This is a genomic window from Vibrio sp. Vb2880 (genome assembly GCF_033337975.1).
Lineage (GTDB): Bacteria > Pseudomonadota > Gammaproteobacteria > Enterobacterales > Vibrionaceae > Vibrio > Vibrio alginolyticus.
Map to the genome: position 1 here is coordinate 1 of NZ_JAWORT010000018.1, position 25,503 is coordinate 25,503.

Annotated in this window: 26 protein-coding genes; 24 read left to right on the forward strand and 2 right to left on the reverse strand. The window is 46.3% G+C overall.

Annotation, left to right across the window (positions count from 1 at the left end; genetic code table 11):
- Positions 1-364 precede the first annotated feature (364 nt).
- From R7M92_RS17795 to fliJ, 14 genes are all read left to right on the forward strand, one after another.
- Complete coding sequence (locus tag R7M92_RS17795) at positions 365-1,495, forward strand: flagellin (protein ID WP_005380449.1); 1,131 nt, start codon at positions 365-367, stop codon at positions 1,493-1,495.
- A 92-nt stretch (positions 1,496-1,587) separates the two neighbouring features.
- Positions 1,588-2,022 carry a flagellar protein FlaG gene (gene flaG / locus R7M92_RS17800; RefSeq protein WP_005384493.1) on the forward strand — a complete coding sequence of 145 codons (435 nt, stop codon included), beginning with the start codon at positions 1,588-1,590 and terminating at the stop codon, positions 2,020-2,022.
- Positions 2,023-2,043: 21 nt separating this feature from the next.
- Positions 2,044-4,038 (forward strand): flagellar filament capping protein FliD, encoded by a 1,995-nt coding sequence (gene fliD, locus R7M92_RS17805; RefSeq protein ID WP_154205107.1) that lies wholly within the window; start codon positions 2,044-2,046, stop codon positions 4,036-4,038.
- A 3-nt stretch (positions 4,039-4,041) separates the two neighbouring features.
- A complete protein-coding gene (locus R7M92_RS17810; RefSeq protein WP_005380456.1) occupies positions 4,042-4,347 on the forward strand; it encodes a flagellar protein FliT in 306 nt (101 codons plus the stop codon).
- Positions 4,348-4,359: 12 nt separating this feature from the next.
- Positions 4,360-4,770, forward strand: coding sequence for a flagellar export chaperone FliS (fliS, locus tag R7M92_RS17815; RefSeq protein WP_005380457.1), 411 nt, complete (start codon positions 4,360-4,362; stop codon positions 4,768-4,770).
- A gap of 287 nt (positions 4,771-5,057) precedes the next feature.
- Positions 5,058-6,524 carry a sigma-54 dependent transcriptional regulator gene (locus R7M92_RS17820; protein ID WP_005384490.1) on the forward strand — a complete coding sequence of 489 codons (1,467 nt, stop codon included), beginning with the start codon at positions 5,058-5,060 and terminating at the stop codon, positions 6,522-6,524.
- Between the two features lie 199 nt (positions 6,525-6,723).
- Complete coding sequence (locus tag R7M92_RS17825; protein WP_005380459.1) at positions 6,724-7,755, forward strand: sensor histidine kinase; 1,032 nt, start codon at positions 6,724-6,726, stop codon at positions 7,753-7,755.
- Positions 7,756-7,791: 36 nt separating this feature from the next.
- Positions 7,792-9,201 (forward strand): sigma-54-dependent transcriptional regulator, encoded by a 1,410-nt coding sequence (locus R7M92_RS17830; RefSeq protein ID WP_005380460.1) that lies wholly within the window; start codon positions 7,792-7,794, stop codon positions 9,199-9,201.
- A 122-nt stretch (positions 9,202-9,323) separates the two neighbouring features.
- Positions 9,324-9,635, forward strand: coding sequence for a flagellar hook-basal body complex protein FliE (fliE, locus tag R7M92_RS17835; RefSeq protein ID WP_005384482.1), 312 nt, complete (start codon positions 9,324-9,326; stop codon positions 9,633-9,635).
- A 14-nt stretch (positions 9,636-9,649) separates the two neighbouring features.
- A complete protein-coding gene (gene fliF, locus R7M92_RS17840) occupies positions 9,650-11,392 on the forward strand; it encodes a flagellar basal-body MS-ring/collar protein FliF (protein ID WP_005380462.1) in 1,743 nt (580 codons plus the stop codon).
- A complete protein-coding gene (fliG, locus tag R7M92_RS17845; RefSeq protein WP_005380470.1) occupies positions 11,385-12,440 on the forward strand; it encodes a flagellar motor switch protein FliG in 1,056 nt (351 codons plus the stop codon). Before fliF ends, fliG begins: the two co-directional genes overlap by 8 nt.
- A gap of 71 nt (positions 12,441-12,511) precedes the next feature.
- On the forward strand, positions 12,512-13,312 hold the full coding sequence (gene fliH / locus R7M92_RS17850; protein ID WP_005394317.1) for a flagellar assembly protein FliH: 801 nt from the start codon (positions 12,512-12,514) through the stop codon (positions 13,310-13,312).
- A gap of 3 nt (positions 13,313-13,315) precedes the next feature.
- Positions 13,316-14,635, forward strand: coding sequence for a flagellar protein export ATPase FliI (fliI, locus tag R7M92_RS17855; protein ID WP_213894395.1), 1,320 nt, complete (start codon positions 13,316-13,318; stop codon positions 14,633-14,635).
- Between the two features lie 6 nt (positions 14,636-14,641).
- On the forward strand, positions 14,642-15,085 hold the full coding sequence (fliJ, locus tag R7M92_RS17860; protein ID WP_005380474.1) for a flagellar export protein FliJ: 444 nt from the start codon (positions 14,642-14,644) through the stop codon (positions 15,083-15,085).
- A 40-nt stretch (positions 15,086-15,125) separates the two neighbouring features.
- Here the strand turns inward: fliJ and R7M92_RS17865 are convergent, their stop codons facing one another.
- Complete coding sequence (locus R7M92_RS17865) at positions 15,126-15,440, reverse strand: NIPSNAP family protein (protein ID WP_017635953.1); 315 nt, start codon at positions 15,438-15,440, stop codon at positions 15,126-15,128.
- Positions 15,441-15,479: 39 nt separating this feature from the next.
- On the reverse strand, positions 15,480-15,623 hold the full coding sequence (locus R7M92_RS17870) for a hypothetical protein (protein ID WP_005394314.1): 144 nt from the start codon (positions 15,621-15,623) through the stop codon (positions 15,480-15,482).
- A gap of 97 nt (positions 15,624-15,720) precedes the next feature.
- On the opposite strand from R7M92_RS17870, the gene R7M92_RS17875 reads away from it, so the two are divergent.
- The 10 genes from R7M92_RS17875 (at position 15,721) to flhA (ending at position 25,486) form a co-directional block, all read left to right on the forward strand.
- Positions 15,721-17,574 (forward strand): flagellar hook-length control protein FliK, encoded by a 1,854-nt coding sequence (locus tag R7M92_RS17875; protein ID WP_213894393.1) that lies wholly within the window; start codon positions 15,721-15,723, stop codon positions 17,572-17,574.
- An 85-nt stretch (positions 17,575-17,659) separates the two neighbouring features.
- On the forward strand, positions 17,660-18,163 hold the full coding sequence (gene fliL / locus R7M92_RS17880) for a flagellar basal body-associated protein FliL (protein WP_005380477.1): 504 nt from the start codon (positions 17,660-17,662) through the stop codon (positions 18,161-18,163).
- A gap of 7 nt (positions 18,164-18,170) precedes the next feature.
- Positions 18,171-19,217: a flagellar motor switch protein FliM gene (fliM, locus tag R7M92_RS17885; RefSeq protein WP_017635951.1), complete on the forward strand. Its 1,047-nt coding sequence runs from the start codon at positions 18,171-18,173 to the stop codon at positions 19,215-19,217.
- A gap of 58 nt (positions 19,218-19,275) precedes the next feature.
- Positions 19,276-19,686, forward strand: a complete 411-nt coding sequence (gene fliN / locus R7M92_RS17890) for a flagellar motor switch protein FliN (RefSeq protein ID WP_005380479.1) — start codon at positions 19,276-19,278, stop codon at positions 19,684-19,686.
- Between the two features lies 1 nt (position 19,687).
- Positions 19,688-20,101: a flagellar biosynthetic protein FliO gene (fliO, locus tag R7M92_RS17895; RefSeq protein ID WP_005380480.1), complete on the forward strand. Its 414-nt coding sequence runs from the start codon at positions 19,688-19,690 to the stop codon at positions 20,099-20,101.
- The gene (gene fliP, locus R7M92_RS17900; protein WP_005380487.1) at positions 20,088-20,957 is read left to right on the forward strand and encodes a flagellar type III secretion system pore protein FliP; all 870 of its coding nucleotides are present in this window, start codon (positions 20,088-20,090) and stop codon (positions 20,955-20,957) included. The genes fliO and fliP overlap by 14 nt, the downstream gene beginning before the upstream one ends.
- Positions 20,958-20,981: 24 nt before the next feature.
- Positions 20,982-21,251 carry a flagellar biosynthesis protein FliQ gene (gene fliQ / locus R7M92_RS17905; RefSeq protein ID WP_005380488.1) on the forward strand — a complete coding sequence of 90 codons (270 nt, stop codon included), beginning with the start codon at positions 20,982-20,984 and terminating at the stop codon, positions 21,249-21,251.
- A gap of 8 nt (positions 21,252-21,259) precedes the next feature.
- Complete coding sequence (gene fliR / locus R7M92_RS17910) at positions 21,260-22,042, forward strand: flagellar biosynthetic protein FliR (protein WP_225473389.1); 783 nt, start codon at positions 21,260-21,262, stop codon at positions 22,040-22,042.
- 3 nt (positions 22,043-22,045) lie between these two features.
- Positions 22,046-23,176, forward strand: coding sequence for a flagellar biosynthesis protein FlhB (gene flhB, locus R7M92_RS17915; protein ID WP_225473388.1), 1,131 nt, complete (start codon positions 22,046-22,048; stop codon positions 23,174-23,176).
- A 210-nt stretch (positions 23,177-23,386) separates the two neighbouring features.
- Positions 23,387-25,486 carry a flagellar biosynthesis protein FlhA gene (gene flhA, locus R7M92_RS17920; protein WP_318133943.1) on the forward strand — a complete coding sequence of 700 codons (2,100 nt, stop codon included), beginning with the start codon at positions 23,387-23,389 and terminating at the stop codon, positions 25,484-25,486.
- Positions 25,487-25,503 lie beyond the last annotated feature (17 nt).

Genomic DNA, 25,503 nt, shown 5'->3' on the forward strand with positions numbered 1-25,503 from the left:
TCTATCGCAAGCGTCAAGCTCAATCCTTGCGCAAGCGAAACAAGCGCCAAACTCAGCGCTAAGTCTGCTAGGTTAATTTCAAACCTAAGACGAGAACCTCATTGGCTCGTGGTGAGAGATGAGCGAGTAAACCCAGCTTCGGCTGGGTTTTTTTCTGTCTTTTGGGGCCCCAGGATTTCTGCGAATCACGACATTAGAGCTTCATCACATTTCAGTAAGCCAAAGAAAATAATCGCAAAAAATTGAAAATTTCTTCTAAAGGATATTCATCGGTCGCCGTTAAAGGGACTGAGAGAAATGAGATGTACCTAAGTGAGGTGAGAGACACGACGGTACATTCACTAAAGCCTTAAGGAGATCAATTATGGCGATTAACGTTAATACTAACGTTTCTGCGATGACTGCACAGCGTTACCTAAACCAGGCAGCTGACGGTCAACAAAAATCAATGGAGCGTTTGTCTTCGGGTTATAAAATCAATAGCGCGAAAGACGATGCTGCAGGTCTACAGATTTCAAACCGTTTGAATGCACAAAGCCGTGGCCTAGACATGGCAGTGAAAAACGCAAACGACGGTATTTCTATTGCACAGGTTGCTGAAGGTGCAATGAATGAATCTACCAACATCCTACAACGTATGCGTGATCTTTCGCTTCAATCGGCGAACGGCTCTAACTCAAAAGCAGAACGTGTAGCGATCCAAGAAGAAGTAACAGCGCTAAACGACGAGCTAAACCGTATTGCTGAAACTACCTCTTTCGGTGGTAACAAGCTTCTAAACGGTACTTACGGTACTCAATCTTTCCAAATCGGTGCGGACTCAGGTGAAGCAGTGATGCTTTCTATGGGTAACCTACGCTCAGACACTTCAGCAATGGGTGGTAAGAGCTACGCAGCAGAAGAGGGTAAAGACGCATCTTGGACTGTTGGTGAGAAAACAGAGTTCAAAATGAGCTACACCAACAAGCAGGGTGAAGAGAAAGAGCTATCAATCAGCGCTAAGCAAGGCGATGATATTGAGCAGCTAGCGACATACATCAACGGTCAAAACGATGATGTAAAAGCCTCTGTTGGCGAAGATGGCAAACTACAAGTATTTGCTTCTTCTCAAAAAGTTGAAGGTGATGTTGAGTTTTCTGGCAACCTAGCAGACGAGATCGGCTTTGGTGGCCCGAAAGACGTAACAGTGAAAGACATCGATGTAACCACAGTAGCTGGCTCTCAAGAAGCAGTAGCGGTTATCGACGGTGCTCTTAAGTCCGTAGACAGCCAACGAGCTTCACTCGGTGCTTTCCAAAACCGCTTCAACCACGCAATCAGCAACCTAGACAACATTAACGAGAACGTTAACGCGTCTAAAAGCCGTATTAAAGATACTGATTACGCGAAGGAAACCACTGCGATGACTAAGTCGCAAATTCTTCAGCAAGCAAGTACTTCAATCCTGGCTCAAGCGAAGCAGTCTCCATCTGCAGCGCTAAGCTTGTTGGGCTAAGTGGTAAACCCAGCCTGAGGTCAACACCTTAGTGCTGGGGCACCAAAGCGATAGATTCTATCGTTAGCCCATAAGGTGGAAGGGAGATTGTAATGGATATATCCTCCTACGCATCGAACATCCAGCCTTACGGCACGCCAAATGGCACAAAGTTTGCAAATAAAAATGGCAATGATATAGGCACGTCTAGCCCAGCAAATTCAAATGGTGAGATTTCGCCGCAAAAAGCGAAAAACACCGAATACGACTTCTCTGTTCAAGCTGCGATCGAGATGGCTGAAAGCCGTCAAGAACTGAACAAAGAAGAACGTGAAAAATTGGTCGCACAAATGAATGAATTTGTCACGTCCATAAACAAAGGAGTCGCATTTCGAGTGGATGAAGAATCCGGACGAGATGTGGTGACGATTTATGAAGCCAATACCGGTGACGTGATTCGTCAAATTCCTGATGAAGAAATGCTAGTGGTATTGCGTCGCCTAGCTGAGCACACAGCCAACAGCGGGTTGTTGACTGAAAAAGTGTAAGTCGTTTTTAGAGGTGATTTGATGAGTTTAGGCCCTTTGGGGATGTCTGGCGGCATGGATATTAATTCCATGGTCAGCAAAATTGTGGATGCCGAACGCGTACCAAAGCAGCAACGCATCGACAACGAACGCACGACAATTAATGCCAGTATCAGTGCTTACGGACGACTCAGAGAATCATTGGATACGATGAAAAATCTCATGGCGAACTTTCGTCAGGAGAAAGCATTTGCCGTTCGCACTGTCGAAACGACCGATGACAATATCGTATCTGCCACGGCAACCACAGATGCTATCGCTGGCAAATATGCTATCGATGTGTTGCAGCTTGCTCAGAGCCATAAAGTCGCTTCTGACGTATTGCCAGAAGACGCAAAATTTGGCCCTGGTAAGCTGCAGATTTCGCTTGGTGATGAGCGTTTTAATATCGATGTTCGTTCCCGATCTAAGCTCATCGATGTCGTACGTGGCATCAATGGCGCTAAAGATAACCCTGGCGTTCGTGCATCTCTTATTAACGACGTCGAAGGTCCACGCCTTATCCTTGCTTCTAACCTCTCTGGTAAGGATCATCAAATCAGAGTCAGTGTGGAGGCAGAAAAAGGCAACCCTCTTAAATATTTCGAATACCAAACACTTGAAGACCGCGTCAACGCGCTTGAAGAAGCTCGTTCAGCGGCGGAAGATGTCTTAGGTCCTCTTAAATTTCCGGAACAACCAGCAGAAGAGCTGGATGCAAACGGCAATCCTCTACCTCCAGAAGAGCAAAAAGCGGCAGACGATGTACAAGATGATGCATCGCAAGCGCCAATCTCTGCGGCGGGTGCAGAAGCAGCCAAAGCTGGTCAAGAAGCCATTGATGAAGCCAACCGACGCGCGAGTTTACGCCCTGAAGACAGAATTCCAGGGTGGACAGAAACTGCGTCAGGTACTTTGTTGGACTCTTATGAAGAACCAGAGCTCGAACTCGACGAAAAGGCAATAGAGAAGGCACCAGATGTACCAGGCTGGAATAATGCCGCATCGGGCACCCTAACCGATTCTTACGTTACGACGAAAGAGGCTAAGCAGCTTCTTGAGCAAGAAAAAGCGGAAATCGAGCAAAAAATTGCGAGTGAAAAGCAAGCGTTAGACGAAAAAGTGGCACGTGGTGAACTTTCCGAAGCGCAAGCTAAGCAAATTCATCGCGCTAAACTTGATCCTCAAGAACGTGAGCGTCTGGAAAAAATTGATGAAGCAGAAGCGAAAATCGCAAAGGCACAATCTGCTTTTGAAGAATACCTTGGAATGACAGAAGTACAAGCAGGGCAAGATTCAGAAGTTCTGCTTGATGGCGTGGCAAAGCTATCTAGCCACAACAATGTGATTGAAGATGCGATCGAAGGTGTTGATTTAACACTAAAAGGCAAATCAGAACCGAATAAACCGCCTGCTGAAATTGGTGTCGAGTACGACCGTCAAAGTGTACGCAACGATATCGAAAACTTTGTGGCAGCGTATAACTCGTTTTATCAAACCTCCCAAGCGTTGGCGAGTGTGGATCCGGTAACTGGTCAAAAAGGGCCGTTGTCAGGTGACAGCACCGTACGCAGTGCAGATTCACGATTAAAATCGGTTTTTTCTACTCGAATCGATAAAGCACCTGAAAACCTAAAGTCCTTAACAGAATTTGGCATTACGACCACACGTCAAGGCACACTAGAAATCAACTATGACATGCTAGACCGCCAGTTGAACAATAACTTCAACGAGTTAGAAAAGTTCTTCGGTGGCAACACAGGTTTTGCTAAACGAGTAGAAGATGCGATTCACGGTATCACAGGTATTACAGGCAGTATTCGTACTCGAGAAAAAAGTCTCACAGAACAAAATTACCGTTTGAGTGACGATCAAGCGGCATTAGATCGCCGCATGGAAAGCCTAGAGAAGCGTACTCATGCGAAGTTTACCGCGATGCAAGATGCGACCGGTAAAATGCAGGGCCAGTTGGGCGCTTTGATGAGTGCGTTGGGTTAATAAATGCAAAAAGAACTCATGGAAATTAGTGATATAGATCAACTAATTACGCAAGAATTAGAAAAAATTGATTTTAATGCTGAAGAAATTCTTCGCTTGGTCGATATCAGGGAACGGTTATTGCAAAACCTGTTACCAATTATTCATCAAAATCCTTTGGTTAAGCAGGATGCAGAGTGGCAAGCATTGCTAACTCGTACCAAAAGAATTGTCGAGCTGATGCAATCGGAAACGTCAAAGGTCGGAAAAGAGCTCCATAAGTTTCGTTATGGCCAGCGTTCACTTCAGCAGTACAAAAAATTTATTTAAAAGAGGATTACTATGCGCGGTTCTTTGCAAGCATACAAAAAGGTATCAGTCGACAGCCAGCTTAGCGCGGCTTCTCCGCACAAAGTCATTCAAATGCTTATGGCTGGTGCGATTGAGCGCCTTATTCAAGGTAAAGCAGCCATGCAAGCAGGCAATATTCCAGCAAAAGGTGAGCGCTTAGGTAAAGCGTTAGACATCATTATCGCGCTACGCAGCTGTCTATCTATGGATGACGGTGGTGATATTGCTTCAAACTTAGATTCACTGTATGAGTTTATGATCACGCAAATTTCTGCTGCTAACCATCAAAATGAGCCTCAGCTGATCGACGACGTTATCGATATTATCCGTGAGATCAAGTCCGCTTGGGACCAAATCCCAACAGAGTTTCATAATCTTACCGCTGCTGAAGTTGGTATTTAATAGTCAAAACAATGCGTTAAGATACTAGACGAATATATTTGTCAATTGCGCAACGAGTTGTGTAGCAAAGTTTCTATCAAGCTCACACCTCTCCATTGCTTGGTTGCCTTATTTTTATATTCAAATAAAATAGAAGCCATTAGTAGCCCTAATGGCTTTTTTGTTGCTGATTTTCCTATTTTGTCTATCGTAAATTGAGTGTGGTGGTTCTGCCTTCTTTAGCACCCAATTGCGCAAATCAAGGTTTGGCCGCAACGCACCTAAAATAAAGGCAATCATTCTTACTTATGCATGGTTTGGCAAAGCTGCTTGTAATTGATGATGACGCATCAAGTCGTTTAAATTTAAGCAATATATTGGAATTTGTTGGAGAAAATTGCGAAGCGGTCAGTTCTGATCAGCTCAGCGATGTTGATTGGTCTAGCGTATGGTCGTGCTGTATTGTTGGTAATATTCCAGCAGGTCAAGCGGCGAGTACGGTTATCTCTCATTTAAACAGCGCTTACCACATCCCTCTTCTAGTCATGGGCCGTTTTCCTTTGCCTGTTGATGATCTTCCAAATTTTGTTGGTGAACTAGAGCTGCCGCTTAATTACCCACAGCTTAGTGAAGCGTTACGCCACTGCAAAGATTTTCTGGGGCGAAAAGGAGTGAATGTTGTTGCTAGTGCACGCAAAAACACGCTTTTTCGCAGCTTAGTTGGTCAAAGTAGAGGTATTCAAGAAGTTCGACACCTGATTGAGCAAGTATCAAACACGGAAGCAAACGTGTTGATCTTAGGTGAGTCCGGTACGGGTAAAGAAGTTGTTGCGCGTAACATCCACTATCACTCTTCATACCGCGATGGCGCATTTGTACCTATTAACTGTGGTGCAATACCGCCTGAGCTCCTAGAAAGCGAATTATTTGGTCACGAAAAAGGCGCGTTTACTGGTGCGTTAACTGCCCGTAAAGGTCGATTTGAGCTCGCAGATGGTGGCACTATCTTTCTTGATGAGATTGGCGATATGCCAATGTCGATGCAAGTAAAGTTGCTTCGTGTATTGCAAGAACGCTGCTTTGAACGTGTAGGTGGCAATAGTACCATCAAGGTAAATGTTCGAGTTGTGGCGGCGACACACCGTAATCTAGAAAATATGATTGAAGAAGGCACGTTCCGAGAAGACTTGTTCTATCGTCTGAACGTGTTTCCAATTGAGATGCCAGCGCTGAAAGAGCGCAAACAAGATATACCATTGCTGCTGCAAGAACTGATGACACGTTTAGAGGCGGAAGGCGGACAACCTATCTGCTTTACACCTCGTGCAATCAACTCACTGATGGAGCATAACTGGCCGGGCAACGTACGCGAGTTGGCTAATCTTGTTGAGCGAATGATTATTCTGTATCCAAATAGCTTGGTGGATGTAAACCATCTACCAACCAAATATCGCTACAGTGACATCCCAGAGTTCCAACCAGAGAGCAATCCATTTGTTTCGGTGGAAGAGCAAGAGCGTGATGTATTCCAAGATATCTTCTCTGAAGATTTTAGCTTTGAAGATCAAGACGACCTTGATCACAGCATGAACGCCCCGCAAGCGCTGCCACCGGAAGGGGTTAATTTGAAAGAGCTGCTGGCTGATTTAGAAGTTAATATGATCAGCCAAGCATTAGAAGCGCAGGGTGGCGTTGTTGCAAGAGCGGCCGACATGCTGGGTATGCGACGTACTACGCTGGTGGAAAAAATGCGTAAGTACAACTTACAGCGCTAGGTAAAGTGAAGTTTTAAGACGATATCTGAATAATCACTTGGGCTGGTTAACATCGCTTTTCTGGCATCCAAAACCGTTATCTCTGAGTGTCAACTTATTGTCGATGGCTTAACGTCCTGATAAATATAAAAAATAGCTTGGTACGCTAATTGCTTACCAAGCTATTTTAGTTTTAGCGGCGATATTTCGACAGGCAGTAATGGATAACAACACCAATCAATCCCATTTAGATTCCGTAGAGAATCAGGTTGAGCGCTACAAACAGGTGCTCGATGTGATGCCTGCTGGAGTGATTTTGCTCGATACGTACGGAGTAGTGCGTGAAGCAAATCCAGAAGCGCACCGAATTCTTGAGATTCCACTGGTTAACGAAAAATGGTTCAACGTTATCCAGGCGGTGTTTGACCCACGTGAAGATGATGGCCATGAAGTTTCCCTGCGGAATGGCCGTAAAGTTCGACTCGCCATCTCGGCGTCCACAACAGGTCAATTGATCCTGATTACCGATTTAACCGAAACCCGTTTACTTCAAGCTCGTGTCAGTGATTTACAGCGCTTATCGTCGTTAGGACGTATGGTTGCGTCGCTTGCTCACCAAGTAAGAACGCCGCTGTCGAGCGCTATGTTATATGCATCCAATTTGGGAGCGCCAAATCTTCCTCCAGCGACAAAAGATCGCTTCCAAACCAAATTAATGGATCGACTGCACGATTTGGAAAAGCAGGTTAATGATATGCTGCTTTTTGCTAAAGGTGGTGATAATAAAGTCATTAAGCCATTCACGATTGCCCAGTTGGTAGCGGAATATCAGCCGATGGTCGAAACCGCGCTAAAAAACAACAGTATTGATTACTGCCTAGAAGTGGAAGAAGAACAAACTGAGCTACTAGGCAATGCGAACGCCATTGCATCCGCATTAAGTAATCTGGTCATGAATGCGATTCAAATGTCTGGTAAAGAATCGCAAGTCGATATTTTTTTCCGCCCGGTAAATGGTGAGTTACGCATTTCTGTGCAAGACAGCGGACCGGGAGTGCCCGAAGAACTGCAAGCCAAAATCATGGAGCCATTTTTTACCACACGTTCTCAAGGAACTGGATTAGGGTTGGCAGTTGTTCAAATGGTTTGCCGTGCCCATGACGGTCGATTGGAACTTATTTCAGAGCAGGGTGATGGAGCCTGCTTCACCATGTGCATTCCGCTAGAGCGAGTGCAAACAGAAGCGCAATAAGCGGCTTTTGGTAATAACAATTTCTGGAGAATCATAATGGCGCAAAGCAAAGTGCTGATCGTAGAAGACGATGAAGGTCTTCGTGAAGCCCTAGTCGATACTCTGGCTCTGGCAGGGTATGAGTGGTTGGAAGCGGACTGTGCTGAAGATGCACTGTTAAAGCTGAAATCGAATACGGTTGATATCGTCGTTTCTGATGTGCAAATGGCGGGTATGGGTGGCTTAGCTCTGCTCAAAAGCATCAAGCAGAATTGGCCTAACTTACCAGTATTGCTAATGACGGCGTACGCCAATATTGAAGATGCCGTGTCGGCAATGAAAGACGGCGCGATTGACTACATGGCGAAACCATTTGCACCAGAAGTGTTGCTAAATATGGTCAGTCGTTATGCACCGATAAAAAGTGATGACAACGGTGACGCTATCGTTGCTGATGAGAAAAGTCTGAGCTTACTCGCGTTGGCCGATAAAGTGGCACGTACAGATGCGAATGTTATGGTGCTAGGTCCGAGTGGCTCAGGTAAAGAAGTGATGTCGCGTTATATTCACAACGCGTCAAATCGTAAAAATGGTCCTTTTGTCGCAATTAACTGTGCCGCGATTCCTGACAATATGCTCGAAGCAACACTGTTTGGCTATGAAAAGGGCGCATTTACTGGTGCTGTTCAGGCATGCCCAGGAAAGTTTGAACAAGCGCAAGGTGGCACAATCTTGCTTGATGAAATCAGCGAAATGGACTTGAACCTGCAAGCGAAGTTGTTGCGTGTTTTGCAAGAGCGAGAAGTAGAGCGCCTAGGCAGTCGCAAAAGCATCAAGTTAGATGTTCGTGTGTTAGCGACTAGTAACCGTGATCTTAAGCAATACGTGTCAGAAGGAAACTTCAGAGAGGACTTATATTACCGCCTGAATGTATTCCCAATTGCGTGGCCTGCACTTAAAGAACGTAAAGGCGATATTGCACCGCTTGCCAAGCATCTTGCTGAGCGTCATTGCAGCAAAATGGGCATGCCAGTGCCTCAATTCTCGACCGTTGCGTTAGAAAAACTATTGCAATACCCTTGGCCGGGTAATGTTCGTGAGTTGGATAACGTGGTTCAACGAGCGCTGATATTAAGTGAAAATGGCGACATCGATGCTGAGCACATTTTGCTTGAGGGCGTAGATTGGCAAGATGCCAATAGCTTACAACACGTGGTGCAAAATGCAGATATGGTCGTGCCCAATGTTAAGCCAGTTGCTCAAGCTGAGAGTGTCAGCCGCCCAGTAACTGGTGGAGAAGGCTTAGGCAGCGAGCTGCGCGATCAAGAATACGCCATTATTTTAGAGACTTTGGTTGAGTGTAATGGTCGACGCAAAGAAATGGCGGAGAAACTGGGTATAAGCCCTCGAACCTTGCGCTATAAGCTTGCCAAAATGCGTGATGCTGGTATAGATATCCCGAATTAACACAGACAACGGCCATAAGACGAAAAGTGTAAGTAAATTGATTGCTAATGTCTTATGGCACGTTAATTGCTTTGTCAATAATCAGTTTTGTTAATAGTCAATCTTTTGGCTTAGAGGTGCTAATGAAAATTGATGGTATTCAGGCAGAAATGCGCGCCATGATGGTAGAAGCAACCAATACGGCTCCTACTGCAAGTGGGGCGAAAGTTGGAGCGGATTTTAACGATCTCCTAACTAAAGCCATCAATAACGTGAACACACTTCAAAAAGCATCTGGTGATTTACAAACCCGTTTTGATCGTGGTGATGCCGATGTATCCCTTTCTGACGTTATGATCGCTCGTAACAAGTCTAGTGTCGCTTTTGATGCGACGGTTCAAATTCGCAATAAACTCGTTGAGGCATATAAAGACCTCATGAACATGCCAGTGTAATTTAGGTAATAAGTGTGGCAGACAAGTCTACAGATTTAACCGTCACTGAAGGCGGCTCAGATGGTGCACTGGTAGCAAGTTCCGATGTGGATGTGGAGAGTCAAAATCCAGATCTAGAGGAGCGCAGTGCGTCAAAATTCGATATGGCAGTGGGCGACCTCGATTTACTTCGTCAGGTTGTGCTTGTGCTGTCGATATCCATCTGTGTTGCATTGATCGTGATGCTGTTCTTTTGGGTCAAAGAACCGGAGATGCGCCCACTTGGTGCGTATGAGACCGAAGAATTGATCCCCGTTCTGGATTATCTGGACCAGCAGAAAATCAATTATAAGCTTGATGGCAATACTGTTTCTGTTGAATCGAGTGAGTACAACTCGATCAAACTTGGCATGGTTCGTTCCGGCGTTAACCAAGCTACAGAAGCAGGCGATGATATTTTGCTGCAAGACATGGGTTTTGGTGTTTCACAACGTCTCGAGCAAGAGCGTCTCAAACTCAGTCGAGAGCGCCAATTGGCTCAAGCAATTGAAGAAATGAAGCAAGTTCGCAAAGCACGAGTGTTATTGGCACTGCCAAAGCACAGCGTGTTTGTGCGTCATAACCAAGAAGCTTCTGCGTCGGTATTTTTGACATTGTCGACAGGCACGAACCTTAAGCAGCAAGAAGTGGATTCTATTGTCGACATGGTGGCTAGTGCCGTGCCGGGAATGAAAACTTCTCGAATTACCGTCACAGATCAGCATGGCCGCTTACTCAGCTCAGGCTCCCAAGATCCCGCTTCTGCGGCACGACGCAAAGAACAAGAATTAGAACGCAGCCAAGAGCAAGCGCTGCGCGAAAAAATTGATTCCGTACTATTACCGATTTTAGGTTATGGCAACTATACGGCGCAGGTTGATATACAAATGGATTTCAGTGCGGTTGAACAAACTCGCAAACGCTTTGATCCGAACACCCCTGCGACCCGCAGTGAGTACGCACTCGAAGATTACAATAACGGTAACATGGTAGCGGGTATTCCGGGTGCGTTGAGTAATCAGCCTCCAGCGGATGCCTCAATTCCGCAAGATGTGGCTCAAATGAAAGATGGTTCTGTCATGGGGCAGGGTTCAGTTCGTAAAGAGTCCACGCGTAACTTTGAGCTAGATACCACCATCAGCCACGAGCGAAAGCAGACCGGGACGGTGGCTCGTCAGACCGTTTCTGTTGCGATTAAAGACCGTCGTCAAGTTAACCCTGATACGGGTGAAGTGACTTATACCCCAATGTCCGAATCTGAAATCAATGCCATTCGCCAAGTATTAATTGGTACCGTCGGCTTTGATCAAGGTCGTGGCGATTTACTGAATGTATTGAGTGTAAAGTTTGCTGAGCCAGAGGCTGAGCAGCTAGAAGAACCACCAATTTGGGAGCACCCTAACTTCAGTGATTGGGTTCGTTGGTTCGCAAGTGCATTAGTGATTATTGTGGTTGTGTTGGTTCTGGTTCGCCCAGCAATGAAGAAATTGCTTAACCCTACCAGCGATGATGAAGACGAAATGTACGGACCAGACGGCTTGCCGATTGGTGCGGATGGTGAAACTAGCTTGATTGGCAGTGACATCGAAAGCAGCGAACTGTTCGAGTTTGGCTCAAGTATTGATTTGCCAAACCTTCATAAAGATGAAGATGTATTGAAAGCGGTTCGCGCTCTGGTTGCGAATGAACCTGAACTGGCTGCTCAAGTAGTGAAAAACTGGATGAATGACAATGGCTAACGATATCGTACCTCAAGATGACAACGCCGCGGGAATGCCAGTAGAGCTGGATGTTTCAACCATTACTGGCGAAGAAAAAGCGGCAATTTTGCTACTGAGCCTTAATGAACAAGATGCAGCTGGCATTATCCGTCACCTAGAACCAAAACAGGTTCAGCGTGTTGGTAGTGCGATGGCTCGCGCGAAGGATCTCAGCCAAGACAAGGTATCTGCTGTTCATCGTGCGTTTTTGGAGGATATCCAGAAATACACCAACATTGGTATGGGCAGCGAAGACTTTATGCGTAATGCACTGGTTGCCGCTCTTGGTGAAGACAAAGCCAACAACTTGGTTGACCAGATCCTACTTGGTACGGGATCAAAAGGCTTGGATTCTTTGAAATGGATGGACCCACGCCAAGTGGCGAGCATTATTGTCAATGAACACCCACAGATTCAAACTATCGTACTGTCTTATTTAGAAGCAGACCAATCTGCAGAGATTTTGTCTCAGTTCCCTGAGCGCGTGCGTTTGGATCTGATGATGCGTATTGCCAACCTTGAAGAAGTTCAGCCATCAGCATTGGCAGAGCTGAACGAAATCATGGAGAAACAGTTCGCGGGTCAAGCGGGTGCACAAGCAGCCAAAATTGGCGGCCTGAAAGCAGCAGCGGAGATCATGAACTACCTAGACAACAACGTCGAAGGTTTGTTGATGGAACAAATTCGCGATCAGGACGAAGACATGGCGACGCAAATCCAAGACCTAATGTTTGTCTTCGAAAACTTAGTCGAAGTGGACGACCAAGGTATTCAGAAGTTGCTGCGTGACGTACCACAAGACGTGTTGCAAAAAGCACTCAAAGGTGCAGATGACTCGTTACGTGAGAAAGTCTTCAAGAATATGTCTAAACGTGCTGCTGATATGATGCGTGATGATATAGAAGCGATGCCGCCAGTACGAGTGGCAGATGTAGAAGCCGCTCAGAAAGAAATCTTAGCAATTGCCCGTCGAATGGCGGATGCTGGTGAGCTCATGCTATCTGGCGGTGCTGACGAATTCTTATAATTTCTATTGCTTCGCAATTATCCTATTGCGGAGCACCCTCACTTCTTAATCGAACACACAATAGGTAACCCATGGCTGGCGATAGAAAACGTGGATTTATCCGTCCTGATGAAGATGATTCGATGATCGAACCTCAACGTTGGGGGCTGCCTGATTATGGCGAGCCTAAAGCCAAACAAGCAAAACAAACCGCGTTCAACTATGACCCGGGATGGGTGCCGAATTTTGATGAGCCTGAAGAAGAGCAGCCACTTGCGCTAACCGAAGAACAAATTGAACTGATTAAGCAAGGTGCTTATCAAGAAGGCTTACATCAAGGTCAGGAAGCTGGCTTTAAGCAAGGTTACGACAAAGGTAAAGAAGAAGGGTTGCAAGCCGGCCATGCTGAAGGTCTTGAGCTCGGAAAAGCTGAAGGGGTGACTGCAGGGCAAGAATACATTCAGCAGCAAGTTGAAACCTTTATGAACTTGGCCAATCAGTTTGCTCAACCTTTGGAGTTGATGAATGCTCAGGTTGAAAAGCAGCTGGTGGATATGGTGCTCTGCTTAGTCAAAGAAGTGGTGCACGTTGAAGTACAAACCAACCCTCAAATTATTTTAGATACAGTGAAGCAGTCGGTCGAAGCGCTACCAATATCAGGCCACCCTATTACCTTGCACCTGAATCCAGAAGATGTCGCGATTATTCGTTCAGCTTATGGTGAAGAAGACCTTAATTGTCGCAACTGGACGTTAGTTGCTGAGCCATCGCTCAATCGAGGTGACGTCCAGATTGAAGCCGGTGAATCAAGCATTAATTATCGCATGGAAGAACGCGTCAAAAGCGTATTGCACAGCTTTTGTGGCGCAAACCGTCATCAAGAGGGTGAGTAATCCATGCAAGCACTCGCTGACCGCTTAAAAAGCTACAAAGTTGAAGGCCTTACGACGCGCCCTGTCGCCTCTGGCAAACTGGTGCGTGTGGTTGGGTTAACGTTGGAAGCAACCGGCTGTCGCGCACCAATTGGCAGTTTATGCTTAGTGGAAACCATGTCAGGTCAGATGGAAGCTGAGGTTGTCGGCTTTTCAGGTGACGACCTATTTTTAATGCCAAGCGAACAAATTACGGGCATTTTACCTGGCGCGAGAGTCACCCCTTTAACCAGTGACGCTGGTTTGCCTGTCGGCATGGAGTTACTTGGGCGCGTGATAGACGGGGTTGGGAATCCACTTGATGGACTTGGCCCTTTGTATACCGATCACCGTGCCTCTTTTAATGCCGAGCCGATCAACCCGTTGGCTCGAAAACCAATTTCTGAACCGCTCGATGTTGGCCTAAAAGCCATCAATGGTTTGTTGACGGTTGGTAAAGGTCAGCGTATCGGTCTGTTTGCAGGTTCTGGTGTGGGTAAATCGGTCACGCTTGGCATGATGACGCGAGGCACCACCGCACAGGTTGTGGTCGTCGGCCTGATAGGTGAGCGTGGACGTGAAGTTAAAGAGTTCATCGAAGAGATCCTGGGTGAGGACGGTCGCCGCCGCTCAGTGGTGGTCGCGGCGCCTGCCGATGCTTCACCTCTAATGCGCTTAAAGGGGTGCCAAACGGCATTAACGATTGCTGAATACTTCCGGGACCAAGGGTTAGATGTTCTGCTATTGATGGACTCGTTGACTCGTTTTGCACAAGCACAGCGCGAAATCGCACTTTCTGTTGGTGAGCCGCCAGCGACGAAAGGCTACCCGCCTTCTGTATTTGCCAAGCTGCCAGCGCTGGTTGAGCGAGCGGGTAATGGAAGTGCCGAACAAGGCTCGATTACGGCGTTCTTTACCGTGTTGACCGAAGGGGATGATTTGCAAGATCCGATAGCGGACGCATCGCGAGCCATTCTTGATGGCCATATTGTACTTTCTCGTGAAATGGCGGATGCAGGCCATTATCCGGCGATTGATGTCGAGAAGTCGGTGAGCCGTGTTATGCCGCAAATCACGACCGAAGAGCACGTTCTGATGTCAAAAGCGGTGCGACAGGTCTTGTCTATTTGTCGCAAGAATCAAGATTTGGTCTCGATTGGAGCGTACAAACCGGGTACCGATCCTGCTATTGATGGCGCATTTACTTTGAAACCGAAGTTAGACGAATACTTGCAGCAGAGCATGAAAGAATCGGTGCCATACGATATGTGCGTCAATATGCTTAGAAACATTTTGGGTGGGTGATAGCGCATGAATAATGCGATGGAGTTTCTACTTGAGCAAACTAAGGATCGTGAAGACCAAGCTGTGCTTGCACTGAACAAAGCGCGTTCTGAACTCGAAGATTATTACCGTCAGGTTGAACAAATTGAAAAGTATCGGCTTGATTATTGCCAGCAACTCGTCGACCGTGGTCAGGCGGGCCTAACGGCAAGTCAATATGGACACTTAAATCGATTCCTTACCCAGCTAGATGAAACTTTATCTAAGCAAAAGCAAGCAGAAAGTCATTTCAAAGAGCAGGTTGAAAACTGTAAAGAATATTGGTTAACCGTGCGTAAAGAACGCAAATCCTATGAGTGGATGATAGACAAACGCGAAAAAGAGAAACAACTTGCTGAAGCTAAGCGCGAACAAAAGCAAATGGACGAGTTTTCCACCTTACTTTACAGTCGAAAACCACATCGTTTCTAAAGGTTATCGGTTCGATATTGCATTACGGTGTTGCAGCTGACTACATCTCTACCGATTCAAGTAAGGTAACTTTGATTGAGTCTTGTTCAATTAACTCAAACACCTTCGGTCGAATCTCGCGAACCCACCACTCGTTGTATGTTTTTTCGTAGAGAGCCTGGCGTGCTTGTTCATTGTCGAACTCTCTAAGCCAAACAAAATAGTCATGTCCATCATCACCAGTGTGGACGTAAGTATTCAGTACACGCATGCCTTGTGAACGTTGATAGGGCAACAGTTCTTCCTTCATCCAACTTAGCCACTGTTCTGTTTTGCCTGCTTTGATTCTATATTGGCGTAATTCTGTGATCTTCAAAGTGATTCCTTAATTGTTAAGCCAAGTGTCTGTTTACGCTTATCGTTTTTCAAAGTCAATCAAGTAGCTGTACATCATGTTAGGAACCAGGTTCTCGGATAGTACTGTTGATGTTTGTTCCATAAACATGCCATCTATTAGCTTGCCGAGAATTGGCTCAATATTGTGGTGTGATTTTTGCATTTTAGCTGTCAGTGTCGGGTCTTTTAGACCTTAGTTTGCCGCCAGTGTTGCTGTCTGTCAGCGATATACTCAGAGCCACGAGAACGAGAGTTTCTAAATGAGTGTGAATTTGTCCCATGTATCTGCGACTACCAAGACGCCAGTTTCTGATGTGTCCGCTAAAGCGTCCGCAGGGAGCACTGAAAGCAAGGGATTTTTAGAAACGTTAACCGATGCGTTTGCTGGTAAAGAAAAGCCCGAAAAAGTAGCAACAGAATCGACAGTGGTTGAAGAAAAAGAAAGAGCGGATGTAGGCAGTACTTCTTCTGCTAACGTCTCGGACGAATTGTTGGCGCAAGAAAGCCAAGAATCCGTCAGTGACGGGACCCATGATTTTGATGAAATATCAGCAAACAAACCGAATGCAACCTTAAGTGAAGAAGTAAGTTTACAAAAGGCGAGTAACACCACACCTTTGGAGCATGATGTTGAAGCTATTGAAAAAGCGAAATCAACATCAATTGATACGAGTAACCCATCAAATACAATGGACGTAAAAAGCACGATGGGCGAAGGACAACAGCTTCTTGGTCGAATTGAACAAGCGAATCAAACCCTGAATGCGAGTAATGCATCCATCGATAGTGGCAAAGTTTTGCCTCAGAGAGCGAATTTAGTACGTTCGTTCCACGAGCAAGCAACCGTTTCGGCAAACCTTGATGAGTTGGCTTTGAATGAAACGCCATCAGTTCATTCGCTTGAACAAGCACAGATGATCCCAGGGCAAGACTTAGAGCCAATTTTAGATAAGAATGGTCAACCTATCGATGTCGACAAACTTTCGCCTGAGTTTGCTGCTTGGCAAGAGCTAGCGAAACAAGCCAGCCATCCGATGGCTAAGAGCGCAGTCAGTGGTGAAGTAGCTAATGATCTGTCGCCGTTGTTAACAGACGTTGATGGTTCCAACATCGACGCGCTTCCACGAGTCTCCTTGGATGAACTTGAAGTTATAGATACTAAGTTGGCGCAAGGAAAACCACTGACTCAGCAAGAAGCTCAGATCATTGAAGGGTTGAAACAAGGAAGGATCACGGCGGATATTCCTGATCAAGACCTTGCCCAATTTGTTGCGCTCCCTAATGACATTAAACAGATTCTCGCAGAGCAACAAGTACAACATAATTTAACTCGCCAGGCTGGACCTATGGCAGTGTCTCAGCAAATCCAGCATGCAGCGGCTCAAGTACCCCAACCACAAGCTGCTAATAGTGGAGATAAAGTCGTATTATCTCCAACGCCCGATACGTTGATAGCCGCGCAAGTGCCGACGTCGCTTCAAGGTGTGAAAGACGGAGAGATTAGCCAGAAAGTGATGAACGCAGCATTGGCGACTGGTGCGCTAAAGGCGACTGTGGATAAACAAGATAAGTCGGACCTCCAACATGGCTTCGCTGGACAGCTTCAGGCTATGGCAGGTCAGCAAGGAATTAATGTGCAGCAACAAACGCGTATTGATGCTGCACAACAAGCTCAGCTTCCGTTGCAACTAACTAAAGAGCTAGCCAACGAGCAAGTTGCGGAAAAAGTGCAAATGATGATGTCGAAGAATCTGAAAAATCTCGATATTCGTCTTGATCCACCAGAGTTAGGTCGTATGCAAATTCGTATGACCATGAATAACGACGTTGCCAATGTACATTTTACAGTGAACAACCCGCAAGCTCGTGACATTATTGAACAGACGCTCCCTCGTTTGAGAGAAATGCTAGCGCAACAAGGTATGCAGCTGGCTGATTCTTCCGTCCAGCAACAAAACAGCGGGCAACAGCAAGGTAGGTATACTGCTGAACAACATGGTCAAAGCGCGCAAAGTGGCGGTTTTTCTGGACAGTCCGAAGAGGGTTTTGAATCTGATGTCAATCTGGATTTGAATGTCGCTTCAAAGCGTGATGGAATTAGTTTTTACGCATAAAAGGCCGTTTAACGGCAATGGCATACGGTTACCAAGCAACTCACTAAAACGTCTTGGTAACTCAAAAGAACAATAAGAGACAAGAATGGCAGAAGAACAGTTACAAGGGGCCGATGCGCCGAAAGGAAAAAGCAAGTTACTTATCATCATCATCGCTGTTGTAGTATTACTACTTGGTGGCGGGGCAGCGGCATTTTTTCTAATGGGCTCTGATGAACCTGCTCAGGCTGAATCGTCTCAACAGGCTCAAGTGAAGGCATCGGATGCTGCGCCCATCGCGTATGTGAATCTTCCTCAGGCATTTGTATTTAACGTTACTGGGGATAGCCGCGATAGGTTGGTTCAAATTAAAGCGCAGTTAATGGTTCGCGGTGCAGAAAATGAAGAGTTGGCGCGGTATCATTCGCCACTGATTGAAAGCTCTATGCTATCAACGTTTGCTTCCGCGACGGTTGATCAATTGCGCTCTCCTACAGGACGAGTGGAATTGCGCGATCGTGCTTCCGAAGATATCAAAGCAGCGCTGAATGCTGCGGTCGGTAAGCCAGTGATTGAAAAAGTACTGTTTACAGATTTTGTTATTCAATAGGTAAAACGTGACCGATCTATTAAGCCAAGACGAAATTGATGCGCTATTGCATGGGGTTGACGATGTTGATGACGTCGATGAACCGATAGAAAACGACACTGAGGGTGCCGTCAATTTTGATTTCTCGTCGCAAGACAGAATCGTACGTGGTCGAATGCCGACGCTCGAACTTATCAACGAGCGCTTTGCACGGCACATGCGTATTAGTCTGTTTAATATGCTGCGTAAAACGGCAGAGGTGTCGATCAATGGCGTGCAGATGATGAAGTTTGGTGAATACCAGAACACATTGTACGTGCCAACCAGTTTGAACATGGTGCGTTTTCGTCCGTTAAAAGGCACTGCGTTGATCACCATGGAGGCTCGTTTAGTCTTTATTCTGGTAGAAAACTTCTTTGGCGGTGATGGTCGATTCCACGCCAAAATCGAAGGCCGCGAATTTACCCCAACGGAACGCCGCATCATTCAGTTGTTACTGAAAATTGTATTTGAAGATTATAAAGAAGCGTGGTCGCCAGTGATGGGGGTAGAGTTCGAATATCTCGACTCTGAAGTAAACCCAAGCATGGCAAACATTGTCAGCCCGACAGAAGTGATTGTCGTGAGTTCATTCCATATAGAAGTTGACGGCGGTGGCGGCGATTTTCATGTCGTTATGCCTTACTCCATGGTTGAGCCTATCCGTGAACTATTGGATGCAGGTGTTCAGTCCGACAAGATGGAAACGGACGTTCGCTGGAGCTCAGCACTACGTGAAGAGATCATGGATTGTCCGGTTAACTTCCGCGTGAACTTGCTCGAAAAAGACATTTCTTTGCGTGATCTCATGGAGCTGCAACCGGGCGACATCATCCCGATTGAAATGCCAGAACATGCGACGATGTTTGTAGAAGACCTACCGACCTATCGCGTAAAAATGGGTCGTTCGGAAGACAAATTAGCGGTGCAAATTTCTGAGGAAATTGAGCGCCCACATGTCGTCAAAACAGATTTAGCTTTCTTAGGTAAAGACATCATGTCCGAGCTTGAGAATGAAGACGATATAGACCATTAAGATACCTTATTAAACAGACATGCTATGGCATGAGTAAGGCGTAACACAGGATAGAAAAATGGAACCAAGTGACGATCAAAAGCTAGCAGACGAATGGGCAGCCGCTCTTGGCGAAGACCCGTCTGCCCCTTCTGTAGACGTAGATGAAGTATTGGCTGCGCCACTGGAAGAGCTAAAAGACACTTCAAGCCCAATTAGCGAAGATGAGCGTCGTAAACTCGACACTATTATGGATATCCCGGTGACGATTTCGATGGAAGTCGGTCGTTCTCAAATTAGCATTCGGAACCTGTTGCAGCTTAACCAAGGTTCGGTTGTTGAGTTGGATCGTCTAGCCGGTGAGTCGCTCGACGTATTGGTTAACGGTACTTTGATTGCTCACGGCGAAGTCGTGGTCGTCAACGATAAGTTTGGTATCCGTTTGACGGATGTGATCAGCCAAACTGAACGAATTAAGAAGCTGCGTTAAGATGAGTCGTTCAATCAAAATGCGATTGAAGCAAATCACTGGAGCACTGAGCTTAATGCTAAGTGCTCCTTATGCATTTGCTGCCGCACCAAATAATCTGGATCTAGCGACGACACTTGGCTCGCTTGTGCTTGTAATCGGCGTGATTCTTTTGCTGGCTTGGTTGCTGAAACGTATGCAAGTGCCAGCGATGGGACAACAAAAGGGCTTGCGTATAGTGAGTCAGTTGCCAGTGGGTACAAAAGAAAGAATCGCAGTAGTTCAAGTGGGTGAAGAACAGTTTTTGGTTGGGATTACTAGCCAATCGATCCAAACTTTAGCCAAGTTAGATAAGCCACTGAAAGAGGAAGAGTTGGCGACCAATGCTTTTGCGACTCAATTTAGCCAGCTGATCAAAAAACATGACAAAGGGTAATCCAATTCGTTTGCTCCTGAGTACGTTGTTACTTTTTGTCGGCGTGCTGTTTTCTTCATTTACCTTTGCTGAAGCAGAGGAGTCAGCGCTGCCAGATAACTTAGCCGATGGAAGTAGTGTTACAGTTCAGGCTATGCAAAGTGATACTGGTGCTAGCCGTGCTATGTCCGTTTCTAGTGGCGGTGGTATTCCAGCATTCACCATGACCACGAACCCTGATGGCAGTGAAGACTACTCGGTTACACTACAAATTTTAGCGTTAATGACCATGCTTGGCTTCTTGCCTGCCATGGTGATTCTGATGACCTCGTTCACTCGAATTGTGGTGGTGATGTCGATATTGCGTCAGGCAATGGGTTTGCAACAAACGCCTTCTAATCAGGTTATTATTGGTATTGCGCTGTTTTTGACCTTTTTTGTTATGTCTCCTGTCCTGAACGAAATCAACGACAAAGCTGTTCAGCCTTATTTGAACGAGCAAGTCACGGCGCGAGAAGCGTTTGATGCTGCACAAGCGCCAATGAAAGCATTTATGCTTAAGCAGACCCGAATCAAAGACTTGGAGACGTTCGTAACCATGTCAGGAGAGCAAGTCGAGAATCCAGAAGATGTGTCGATGGCGGTGTTGATTCCGGCTTTTATCACCTCAGAGCTAAAAACTGCATTCCAAATTGGCTTTATGCTCTTCTTGCCGTTTTTGATTATTGACCTTGTAGTCGCTTCGGTACTGATGGCAATGGGTATGATGATGTTGTCACCAATGATTGTTTCGTTGCCGTTCAAGTTGATGTTGTTCGTATTGGTCGATGGTTGGAACTTGATACTCTCGACACTTGCGGGCAGCTTTGCCCTTTAGATAAGCGCAGATAGAGGATAAGACATGACACCAGAAATGTTTGTCGAGCTTTTCCGTGAAGCACTTTGGATGGTGCTTATCATGGTCTGCGCCATTATCATCCCAAGCTTGCTTATCGGCCTTGTAGTTGCGATTTTTCAAGCTGCGACATCCATCAACGAACAAACATTGAGCTTCTTACCGCGTTTGATTGTCACGCTTTTGGCCCTGATGCTGTTTGGGCATTGGATGACGCAAATGTTGATGGAATATTTCTATGGCTTGATTGAACGCTTACCTCAGGTGCTTTATTAGAGGCGCCTATGGAGTACCCCACTAGCGTTGTCTTAGATTGGATCGCAAACTACTTCTGGCCCTATGTTCGTATCTCATCCATGTTGATGGTGATGACAGTAACCGGGGCCCGATTTGTTTCGCCAAGAATCCGCCTTTACCTCGGTTTTGCCATCACTTTCGCTGTCATGCCAGCCATCCCCGCCGTACCTCAGGACATTGAGCTACTCTCGTTTCGTGGCTTCATGACCATTGCCGAGCAAATGATCATCGGCATAGCGATGGGTATGGTTACTCAATTTATGATTCAAACCTTTGTCCTACTTGGTCAAATATTGGGTATGCAATCAAGTTTGGGCTTTGCTTCTATGGTTGATCCCGCAAATGGTCAGAACACGCCATTGCTTGGCCAGTTATTCATGTTCTTAACGACAATGTTTTTCCTTGCCACCGATGGACACTTAAAAATGCTGCAATTGGTGGTGTTCAGTTTTAAAACTTTGCCGATTGGCTCCGGCTCGCTCAACGCGGTTGATTTCCGTGAAATGGCAGGCTGGCTTGGTATTATGTTCCAAACGGCATTGAGTATGTCTCTATCCGGCATTATTGCACTACTGACCATTAACTTGTCGTTTGGTGTAATGACCCGTGCCGCACCACAGCTGAATATCTTCTCGCTTGGTTTTGCTTTTGCTTTGATGGTGGGTCTATTACTTTGTTGGTACATACTGGCTGGTCTATACAGTCATTATGAAATGTTCTGGACAGTGGGTGAGGCGCAGATTTGTCGGCTTATTCGCTTGGAGTGCTAAGATTTGGCAGAATCAGACGGTCAGGAACGCACCGAAGAAGCCACGCCCCGACGGTTACAACAAGCCAGAGAAAAGGGGCAGCTCGCTCGATCTAAAGAGCTGGCATCAGCATCTGTGCTGATCGTTGGCGCCATTTCATTGATGTGGTTTGGCGAGGCGTTAGCACGTTCATTGTTTTCCATCATGAGCCGTTTATTTGATCTTCAACGAGAAGAGATTTTCGATACTGCAAAACTGTTTGATATCGCTTTGGGCGCGATGAGTGATTTGTTGTTCCCACTATTTTTGGTGTTAGCGACATTGTTTACCGCCGCCATGATTGGAGCAGCAGGTGTGGGAGGAATCAGTTTTTCTGCCCAAGCGGCCATGCCCAAGCTGTCGAAAATGAATCCGCTTAGCGGCTTAAAGCGAATGGTTGGAATGCAAAGCTGGGTAGAGTTGATCAAATCAATCCTTAAAGTGGTTCTGGTCACTGGTGTCGCCATCTATTTGATCCAAGCATCGCAGGCCGATCTGATTCAATTGAGCATGGATGTGTATCCGCAAAACATCTTCCATGCTTTAGATATTTTGCTGAACTTTATTTTGCTGATCAGTTGCTCGCTATTGATTGTGGTTGCCATCGATATTCCATTTCAAATCTGGCAGCACGCTGATCAGTTAAAAATGACGAAGCAAGAAGTCAAAGACGAATACAAAGAGACTGAAGGTAAGCCGGAAGTGAAAGGCCGTATTCGTATGTTGCAAAGGGAAGCGGCTCAACGTCGAATGATGGCGGATGTTCCTCAAGCTGATGTTATTGTTACTAACCCAGAGCACTTCTCGGTAGCGCTTCGTTATAAACAGAAGACAGACCGTGCGCCAGTCGTGATCGCTAAAGGTACTGACCACATGGCGATGAAGATTCGAGAAGTCGCCCGCGAGCATGACATTACGATTGTGCCCGCACCACCTTTGGCTCGTGCGTTGTACCACACGACAGAGCTCGAGCAAGAGATCCCCGATGGGTTATTTACTGCCGTCGCTCAGGTTTTGGCATTTGTATTCCAATTGAAGCAATACCGAAAACGAGGTGGACAGCGCCCGAAAATTCAAGATTATGATTTGCCAATCCCGCCCGAGCACCGTCATTGATACGAAAAGCGGTAAAGCCTTAAAAAAGCTCGTTTGATCAAAAGCTAAGCTCTATTTGAGTGTTTAGTCATTATTTTGGCGCTAATTATGGTACATAGATTGCTTAAAACGCTTTAATTATCAACCCTACCTAAACTTTTAGGCTAAAGCGGTCGCGTATTAATAGTAAGAGCTTACGTGACGCTTCAATCGATTGAGATCTCTCGCAGTATGAAGTTAAGCCTGCCGTTTGCAGATAAATTGCCACGAATCCCTCAGCGCGAAATGCCAGCTATTGGTGCTCCGGTGATGGTTTTGGCCACCCTAGCGATGGTGGTACTGCCGATTCCAGCATTTTTGCTGGATATGTTCTTCACCTTTAACATCGCGCTGTCGATGGTGGTGTTGTTAGTGACCGTTTACACACGTCGCCCTTTGGACTTCGCTGCTTTTCCAACGGTATTGCTGATCGCCACGTTGCTCCGCTTGGCTTTGAACGTTGCCTCGACTCGTGTCGTCTTACTGCATGGTCATGAAGGCGGTAATGCGGCAGGTAACGTAATTGAAGCGTTCGGTAACGTCGTTATTGGTGGTAACTACGCGGTCGGCCTAGTGGTTTTCCTCATCTTAATGATCATCAACTTTATGGTGGTGACCAAAGGTGCGGGTCGTATCTCTGAGGTAAGTGCTCGCTTTACGCTTGATGCGTTGCCGGGTAAGCAAATGGCGATTGATGCGGACTTGAATGCCGGATTGATAGACCAAGAGCAGGCAAGAGTTCGTCGTTTTGAAGTGACCAAAGAAGCGGATTTCTATGGCTCGATGGATGGTGCCTCGAAGTTCGTAAAAGGGGACGCGATTGCCGGTATTTTGATTCTGTTTATCAACATCGTCGGCGGTCTGTCGATCGGTATGGCGCAGTATGGATTGGGTTTCGGTGAAGCGATTGAAATCTATACCTTACTGACAATCGGTGATGGTTTGGTCGCACAAATCCCATCGCTATTGCTGTCGATTGCAGCGGCAATGATGGTGACACGCCAAAACACCGATGAAGACATGGGTGAACAACTGGTCTTCCAGATGTTCGACAACCCAAAAGCGCTGATGATTACTGCGGCTATTCTTGGTGTGATGGGCATCGTACCGGGCATGCCACACTTTGCGTTTTTGAGCCTGGCAGTCGCGGCCGGTGCAGCGGCATATTTCATCGACAAACGGCAGAAGCAGAAAGCGAAAGAGCCCGCTTTACCAGTAACAGCAGACGAAGGTACAGAACCTTCCTCACAGCGCGAACTGTCTTGGGATGACGTCCAGCCAGTCGATATTATTGGCTTGGAAGTCGGTTATCGCTTAATCCCTTTGGTGGACAGAGATCAAGGTGGGGAACTGTTAGAGCGGGTAAAAGGTGTGCGTAAAAAGTTATCGCAAGATTTTGGGTTCCTAATTCCAGCGGTTCATATTCGTGACAATCTTGAGCTGACCCCAAACAGTTACCGAATTACATTGATGGGGGTTGCGGTGGGCGAAGCAGAGATTCGTCCGGATCAAGAGCTAGCGATTAACCCAGGTCAGGTGTATGGCATGATTGATGGTGAGCCAACCATTGACCCTGCTTTTGGACTGGAAGCCGTATGGATCCGAGAAGATCAGCGTGAGCACGCGCAGGCTCTGGGTTATACGGTTGTTGATTCATCAACGGTATTAGCGACGCACCTAAGCCAGCTATTGACCAACAACGCATCACAGCTAATTGGCCATGAAGAAGTAGAGAATTTATTAGAAATGTTGGGACGCAGCGCGCCTAAGTTAGTCGAGAACTTTGTTCCTGACCAATTACCATTAGGTGTGGTGGTGAAAGTCCTACAAAACTTGTTAAACGAGGCCATTCCAATCCGCGATATTCGCACGATTGTTCAAACTTTGGCTGAGTACTCAAGTAAGAGTCAAGAAGCTGACATATTGACGGCAGCAGTTCGAATTAGTCTTAAACGTCTAATTGTTCAAGAAATCAATGGTATAGAGCCTGAGTTACCAGTGATTACTTTGGTACCCGAACTGGAACAAATATTGCATCAAACTATGCAAGCATCAGGAGGCGAATCCGCGGGGATTGAACCGGGACTCGCTGAGCGATTGCAGTCTTCACTAAGCCAAGCGACACAGGAACAAGAACTGAAAGGCGAACCTGCCGTTCTGCTTACTTCCGGTGTATTACGCTCGACGTTGGCTAAATTTGTGAAGAACACAATACCTAATCTCCGGGTACTGTCTTACCAAGAAATCCCGGATGAAAAACAGATCAGAATTGTGCAAGCCGTGGGTAACTGATCTCACGCATCATTAAT